Raw genomic sequence first — 6,341 nt, 5'->3', positions numbered from 1 at the left:
AGCACGTCGGGGATGCCGAGGCCGGTCTTGGCCGAGATCTCGATGGCGTCATGGGCGTCGATGCCGATCACGTCCTCGATCTGTTCCTTGACGCGGTCGGGCTCGGCGGCGGGCAGGTCGATCTTGTTCAGCACCGGCACGATCTCGTGCCCGGCATCGATGGCCTGGTAGACATTGGCCAGCGTCTGCGCCTCGACCCCCTGCGTCGCGTCCACGACCAGCAGGCTGCCCTCGACCGCGCGCATGCTTCGGCTGACCTCATAGGCGAAGTCCACGTGGCCGGGGGTGTCGATCAGGTTCAGCACATAGGTCCGCCCGTCCCGCGCGGGGTATTCGATGCGCACGGTGTTGGCCTTGATGGTGATGCCCCGCTCGCGCTCGATATCCATGCTGTCGAGCAGCTGGGCCTTCATGTCGCGTTCGGCGACCGTACCCGTCAGCTGGATCAGGCGGTCGGCCAGGGTGGATTTGCCGTGGTCGATATGGGCCACGATCGAGAAATTGCGGATGAGGTCAAGGTCGGTCATGGCCGGGCTATACAAGGGCTTTGGCGTTGCGGAAAGAGGGTTCATGAGGCGGCGACGAAACCGGCCTCGCGCAGCCGGCGGCGGCGCAGCGCGGCCTCGCGCCACATGGTGTAGCAGCCCGAGGCGACGATGATCGCGGCGCCGGTCAGCGTCAGCGCGTCGGGACGCTCGCCAAAGACCAGAAAGGCCAGGATCAGGGCAAAGACCAGCCTTGCATAGCGATAGGGCGCAAGTGCCGAGGCCTCGCCAACGCGGGTGGCGGTGACCAGCAGCGCATAGCCGCCGACACCCAGGGTGATGCAGGCGAGAAACAGCAGCCATTGCCGCGGGCTCGGCATGACGAAATCCTGCCCCAGCGCCAGCCCCATCAGCACCGCAGCGATCAGGATGGCGAAAAAGGCCGAGGCGGCAAGCTGGTCGGAATGGATATGCGCCGGCACCCGTCGGGTGGCGATGTCGCGTGCCGCCAGCCCCACCACCGCCATCAGCGCCATCAGCGACACCGGCTGGAACCCGGCCAGCCCCGGCCGGATCACCAGCAGCACGCCAAGAAAGCCCGCGATGATCGCGCTCCAGCGCCGCCAGCCGACCGGCTCGCCCAGAAACAGCGCCGCGCCCAGCACGATGGCCAGGGGCAGCGCCTGCATGATCGCCGAGGTCGAGGAAAGTTCCGTCAGCGCCAGCGCCACGACGATGCCGATCGAGCCCACCGCCTCCATCAACCCGCGAAACAGCACGATGGGGCGGACCAGGTCGCGCGTGAACAGCCGCCCGCCCTTGAGCTTCAGCATGGCCGTGAAGGCGAGAAAGCCCAGAAGCCCGATCAGCGCCAGCACCTGCGCATAGGGCAACTCGGCCGCAAGCAGCTTGATGAACATGTCCTCGAAGGCGAACAGCACCATCGAGACGACCATCAGAATCGCGCCGCGGAAATTTTCGGTGACCATTGGTCGCAGCCTCATGAGGGGGAGTTGCGCCCGCGGCGCCGCGACGCGATCATAGGCCGGTTCCTGGGCGAGCGAAAGGATGCGCCGATGAAATTCCGCGTCGAGGACATGAGCTGCGGCCATTGCACCGCCGCCATCCAAAAGGCGGTGGCCGAGGCCGGCGGCCGGGCCACGACCGACCTGGCCGGCCGCAGCGTCACGGTCGAGGGGCTGGAGCCGGCCCGCGCGGCCGAGGTGATTCGCCAGGCGGGCTACACGCCGGCGCCGGCCTGACCGCATATCTTGCGGTCGCAGCCCCCCGCAGCCGCCATCCTTGGAGCAGCCATGCCGCCCTGCCGCAATTGAGGCGAAGGGCGGCTTCTGTTAAGCTTCGCCAGACAAGATGCGCGGCCGAAAGAGGGTGCCCAGCCCCGTTGCCGTGGCAGGAGCCGAGGAGACAGAGATGTTCAACCGATTGATGATCGCAGCCGCGGCGGTGGTTTTGACTGCGCCGCTCGCTGACGCCGGCCCGATCGATTCCGCCTGCGTGCGTTCGGAACGCGGCGCCCGCAACAGCCAGGCGTGCCGCTGCATCCAGCAGGTGGCCGACCAGACGCTGTCGCGCTCGGACCAGCGCCGGGCCGCGCGCTTCTTCCGCGACGCGGACAAGGCGCAAGAGGTGCGCATGTCGAAAAGCGACGCCGACAACGCCTTCTGGGCGCGCTACAAGAATTTCGCCGCCGCGGCCGAGGCCTATTGCGCGCGCTGAGGCAGGAATGCGCATCGCCATACTGACGGGAGCCGGCATCTCGGCCGAAAGCGGCATCAGGACCTTCCGCGCCACCGACGGCCTGTGGGAGGAGCACCGCATCGAGGATGTCGCGACGCCCGAGGGCTTTCAGCGCGACCCGGCGCTGGTGCATCGCTTCTACAACCAGCGCCGCGCCGATGCCGCCCGGGCGCAGCCCAATGCCGCGCATCGGGCGCTGGCACGGCTGGCAGAGCGTCACCAGGTGACGCTGATCACGCAGAACGTCGACGACCTGCACGAACGCGGCGGCTCGCCCGAGGTGATCCATATGCATGGCAGCCTGCTCGGCGCGCTCTGCGCCGGCTGCGGGCATCGCTGGCCGGCGGCGCTGGTGATGCGGGCGCCGGATCCCTGCCCGGCCTGCGGCCAGGCGCTGACCCGGCCCGACATCGTCTGGTTCGGCGAGATCCCCTATCACATGGAGCGGATCTGGGAAGCGGTCGAAAGCGCCGACCTCTTTGCCGCCATCGGCACCTCGGGCCTGGTCTATCCGGCCGCCGGCCTCGCGCAACACGCCCGCCGCAAAGGCGCCGAGACGATCGAACTGAACCTGGCGGCCTCGGCCGTCAGCCGCGACTTCTCCGACCGCCGCACCGGCCCCGCGACCGCGGTGGTGCCGCAATGGGTGGACGCGCTCTGCAACTGACTTCTCCTACGCCTTCTCTGTTGCCGAAATACCCCGGGGGAACGCCGGGCGGGCCCCATCCAGGGGCCGGCCCGGCGTGGGGGCAGAGCCCCCGGGCACCCGTGCAATCCGCAGCACGCTTGACCCCGCAGGCGCAATCGGCCACCCCTTGCCTGCCGAAACCCGAAGGCCCGCGCCGAAAGTCCGCCATGACCCGAACCATCCTCGCCAATGCCCGCCTGATCCTGCCCCAGACCGTGATCCCCGGCGCCGTCGTGATCGAGGACGGCACCATCGCCGGGATCGAGCCGGGCACGACCGTCCCGGCCGGCGCGCTGGACATGGGCGGCGACTTCCTCGCCCCCGGCATGGTCGAGCTGCATACCGACAACCTGGAGCGCCACATCCGCCCCCGCCCCGGCGTGGACTGGCCCCATGCCGGGGCCATCCTGGCGCATGACACCGAGCTGGCGGGCTGCGGCATCACCACGGTCTTCGACGCCATGCGGGTGGGCTCGATCCCGAACGAGGGACCGGATCAGGATTACGACAAATATGCCCGCGAGCTGGCGCATGAGCTTGCCGCCATCCGCGCCCGCGGCGTGCTGCGCATCAGCCATTTCCTGCATCTGCGCGCCGAGGTCTGCTCGGAAACCCTGCTGGCCGAGCTGGACGAGTTCGGCCCCGAGGACCGGGTGGGCATCATCAGCCTGATGGACCACACCCCCGGCCAGCGCCAGTTCCGCGACATCTCGAAGCTCGCGCAATATGTGCAGGGAAAGTACAAGCTCTCGGACGCGGAATTCGCCGATCACGTCGCCCGGCTCAAGGCATTGCGCGCCCGCTTCGGCGACCGGCACGAGGCCGCCGCGGTCGAGATCGCGCACCGGCTGGGCGCGGTGCTGGCCAGCCATGACGATACCACGGCCGAACATGTCGCGCTTTCGGCCGGCCATGGCGTGCGGCTGGCCGAGTTCCCCACCACCGCCGAGGCCGCGGCCGCCTGCCACGACCACGGCATCATGGTAATGATGGGGGCGCCGAACCTGATCCGCGGCGGCAGCCATTCCGGCAATGTCTCGGCGGCAGAACTGGCGCGGGCCGGACATCTGGACATCCTGTCGTCGGATTACGTGCCCTCGGGACTGCTGGCCGGGGCGCTGATCCTGGCGCGGATCTGGGACGACCTGCCGCGTGCCATGGCGACGGTGACGGCCAACCCGGCGCAGGCGGCCGGGTTGCATGATCGCGGCCGGCTGACGCCGGGGCTGCGCGCCGACCTGATCCGCTTCGCGATGCTGGAGGACACCCCGGTCATGCGCGAGACCTGGGTGCGGGGGCGGCGGGTCTGACCGTTGCCGCAAAGCTGCGAAAATTCGTAACTTCATTGACCTGGATCAAGCCGCAGCCACCGGCACCGGGCTAAGCCATGCCCGGCCAGAAGGAGGGCGAACCATGAGCTACAGGGCAAAGATCGACGAGATGCGCGGCGAATTGCGGGTGATGAGCAAGGCCATCCCCGACACCGCCAAGGGCTTCGGCGCGCTGTCCAAGGCGGTGCATGACGGCGGCGTTCTGGACGCCAAGACCAAGGAATTCATCGCCGTCGGCATGGCCATCGTCCAGCGTTGCGAGCCCTGCATCCTGTTCCATGTCGAGGCGCTGATGAAGGCCGGCGCCACGCGCGAGGAACTGGGCGACGTGTTGTCCATGGCGATCCAGATGAGCGGCGGGCCGGGCCTGATGTATGCCGGCCACGCGCTGGCCTGCTGGGATGAGCTGGCGGCGGGCTGATCCCGCCGCCGCGGGACGCGCTCAGGTGATGACGTCGGGCGCATCCCGGCCGGTGCGGGCGCGGATGCCGGCGATTTCCTCGGCGGCGGCGATGACCCCGGCCAGCGCCTCTTGCGGCTCGTCCTGCATCCGGGCGGGGTCGGTCTCGACCCGCTCCAGATAGACGCGCAGCGTCGCGCCCTCGGTGCCGGTGCCCGAAAGCCGCAGCACGATCCGGCCGCCGCCCTCGGTCATGACGCGCAGGCCCTGCGCCTCGGTGCGCGAGCCATCCACCGGGTCGTCATAGGCGAACTCGTCCGCCGCCTCGATCCGCAGCCCGGCCGCGGTCTGGCCCGGCAGATCGGCCAGACGCTCGCGCAGCGCCTGCATCAGCTCGGCCGCGGCCGCGGCATCCACCGCCTCATAGTCGTGGCGGGAATAGTAGTTGCGGCCGTATTTCGCCCAATGGTCGGCCATGATCCCGGCCACCGGCTGCCGGCGCTCGGCCAGCAGGTTCAGCCAGAACAGCACCGCCCAGAGCCCGTCCTTTTCCCGCACATGGTCCGAGCCGGTGCCGGCGCTTTCCTCGCCGCAGAGCGTCGCCTTGCCGGCATCGAGCAGGTTGCCGAAGAACTTCCAGCCGGTCGGCGTCTCGTAGCAGGCAAGGCCCAGCCGCTCGGCCACCCGGTCCAGCGCCCGCGAGGTGGGCATGGAGCGCGCCACGCCCTTCAGCCCGCAGGCATAGGCCGGGACCAACGCGGCATTGGCCGCCAGCACCGCAAGGCTGTCCGAAGGCGTCACGTAGCAGTTGCGGCCGACGATCATGTTGCGGTCGCCGTCGCCATCCGAGGCGGCGCCGAAATCCGGCGCGTCCGGCCCGAACATCGCGTCCATCAGGTCCTTGGCCCAGATCGGGTTCGGGTCGGGATGGCCGCCGCCGAAATCCGGGCTCGGGACGGCATTCACCACCGAGCCCGCAGGCGCGCCCAGCTCGCCTTCCAGGATCGCCTTGGCATAGGGCCCGGTCACCGCGTGCATGGCGTCGAAGCGGATGCGGAAGCCGTCCGCGAACAGCGCGCGGATCTTGGCGAAATCGAAGATCGAGCGCATCAGCTCGGCATAGTCGGCGACGGGATCGACGACCTCGATCTCCATGCCGCCCAGGGTCTTGGTCCCCAGCGAGGACAGGTCCACGTCCTGCGCGTCGAGGATGCGGTACTCGGCCAGGGTCTTGGTCGCCTCGAAGATCGCCTCGGTCACCGGCTCGGGCGCGGGGCCGCCATTGGCGGTGTTGTACTTGACGCCGAAATCCTCGGTCGGGCCGCCGGGATTGTGGCTGGCGGACATGATGATGCCGCCATCCGCCTTGCGCAGCCGGATCAGGTGCGAGGCGGCGGGGGTGGAAAGCAGCGCGTTCTGCCCGACGATCACCTTCTTCGCGCCGCTGGCCGCCGCCATGCGCAGGATGACCTGCGCGGCGCGATCGCCGAAATAGCGCCCGTCGCCGCCCAGCACATAGGTCTTGCCCGCGGCGCCGCCGGTGCCGTTCCAGATCGCCTGCACGAAGTTTTCCAGGTAATGCGGCTGCATGAAGACCGGGGTCTTCTTGCGCAAGCCCGAGGTGCCGGGCTTCTGCCCCGCGATGGGCTGGGTCGGGACGGTGTGAACGGTCATGGACC

Annotated in this window: 8 protein-coding genes; 5 read left to right on the top strand and 3 right to left on the bottom strand. The window is 69.2% G+C overall.

Annotated features, from left to right (window positions below):
• On the bottom strand, positions 1-527 hold a 527-nt coding region (locus AQY21_RS12465), incomplete at its 3' end, for a GTP-binding protein (protein ID WP_152988211.1).
• 41 nt (positions 528-568) lie between these two features.
• Positions 569-1,474, bottom strand: coding sequence for a DMT family transporter (locus tag AQY21_RS12460; protein ID WP_058097960.1), 906 nt, complete (start codon positions 1,472-1,474; stop codon positions 569-571).
• Positions 1,475-1,561: 87 nt separating this feature from the next.
• Here AQY21_RS12460 and AQY21_RS12455 point away from each other — a divergent pair, with 87 nt between their 5' ends.
• The 5 genes from AQY21_RS12455 (at position 1,562) to AQY21_RS12435 (ending at position 4,683) form a co-directional block, all read left to right on the top strand.
• Positions 1,562-1,747: a heavy-metal-associated domain-containing protein gene (locus AQY21_RS12455; RefSeq protein ID WP_058097976.1), complete on the top strand. Its 186-nt coding sequence runs from the start codon at positions 1,562-1,564 to the stop codon at positions 1,745-1,747.
• A 169-nt stretch (positions 1,748-1,916) separates the two neighbouring features.
• Complete coding sequence (locus tag AQY21_RS12450) at positions 1,917-2,222, top strand: hypothetical protein (RefSeq protein ID WP_058097959.1); 306 nt, start codon at positions 1,917-1,919, stop codon at positions 2,220-2,222.
• 7 nt (positions 2,223-2,229) lie between these two features.
• Positions 2,230-2,910: an NAD-dependent deacylase gene (locus AQY21_RS12445; protein ID WP_058097958.1), complete on the top strand. Its 681-nt coding sequence runs from the start codon at positions 2,230-2,232 to the stop codon at positions 2,908-2,910.
• Between the two features lie 188 nt (positions 2,911-3,098).
• A complete protein-coding gene (locus tag AQY21_RS12440; RefSeq protein ID WP_058097957.1) occupies positions 3,099-4,241 on the top strand; it encodes an alpha-D-ribose 1-methylphosphonate 5-triphosphate diphosphatase in 1,143 nt (380 codons plus the stop codon).
• Between the two features lie 103 nt (positions 4,242-4,344).
• Positions 4,345-4,683, top strand: coding sequence for a carboxymuconolactone decarboxylase family protein (locus AQY21_RS12435; RefSeq protein WP_058097956.1), 339 nt, complete (start codon positions 4,345-4,347; stop codon positions 4,681-4,683).
• Between the two features lie 21 nt (positions 4,684-4,704).
• Here AQY21_RS12435 and AQY21_RS12430 read toward each other — a convergent pair whose 3' ends face one another.
• Positions 4,705-6,336, bottom strand: coding sequence for an alpha-D-glucose phosphate-specific phosphoglucomutase (locus tag AQY21_RS12430; protein WP_058097955.1), 1,632 nt, complete (start codon positions 6,334-6,336; stop codon positions 4,705-4,707).
• Between the last annotated feature and the right edge of the window lie 5 nt (positions 6,337-6,341).

This window comes from Paracoccus sp. MKU1 (assembly GCF_001447385.1).
Lineage (GTDB): Bacteria > Pseudomonadota > Alphaproteobacteria > Rhodobacterales > Rhodobacteraceae > Paracoccus.
Note: the sequence above shows the minus strand (reverse complement) of the source record. Positions and strands in the feature narration are given on the sequence as shown.

Excerpts from the sequence above, each read along its gene's own strand:
- AQY21_RS12430 (WP_058097955.1), bottom strand. The coding sequence starts at position 6,336 with ATGACCGTTCACACCGTCCCGACCCAGCCCATCGCGGGGCAGAAGCCC.
- AQY21_RS12435 (WP_058097956.1), top strand. The coding sequence starts at position 4,345 with ATGAGCTACAGGGCAAAGATCGACGAGATGCGCGGCGAATTGCGGGTG.
- AQY21_RS12440 (WP_058097957.1), top strand. The coding sequence starts at position 3,099 with ATGACCCGAACCATCCTCGCCAATGCCCGCCTGATCCTGCCCCAGACC.
- AQY21_RS12460 (WP_058097960.1), bottom strand. The coding sequence starts at position 1,474 with ATGGTCACCGAAAATTTCCGCGGCGCGATTCTGATGGTCGTCTCGATG.
- AQY21_RS12450 (WP_058097959.1), top strand. The coding sequence starts at position 1,917 with ATGTTCAACCGATTGATGATCGCAGCCGCGGCGGTGGTTTTGACTGCG.
- AQY21_RS12445 (WP_058097958.1), top strand. The coding sequence starts at position 2,230 with ATGCGCATCGCCATACTGACGGGAGCCGGCATCTCGGCCGAAAGCGGC.
- AQY21_RS12455 (WP_058097976.1), top strand. The coding sequence starts at position 1,562 with ATGAAATTCCGCGTCGAGGACATGAGCTGCGGCCATTGCACCGCCGCC.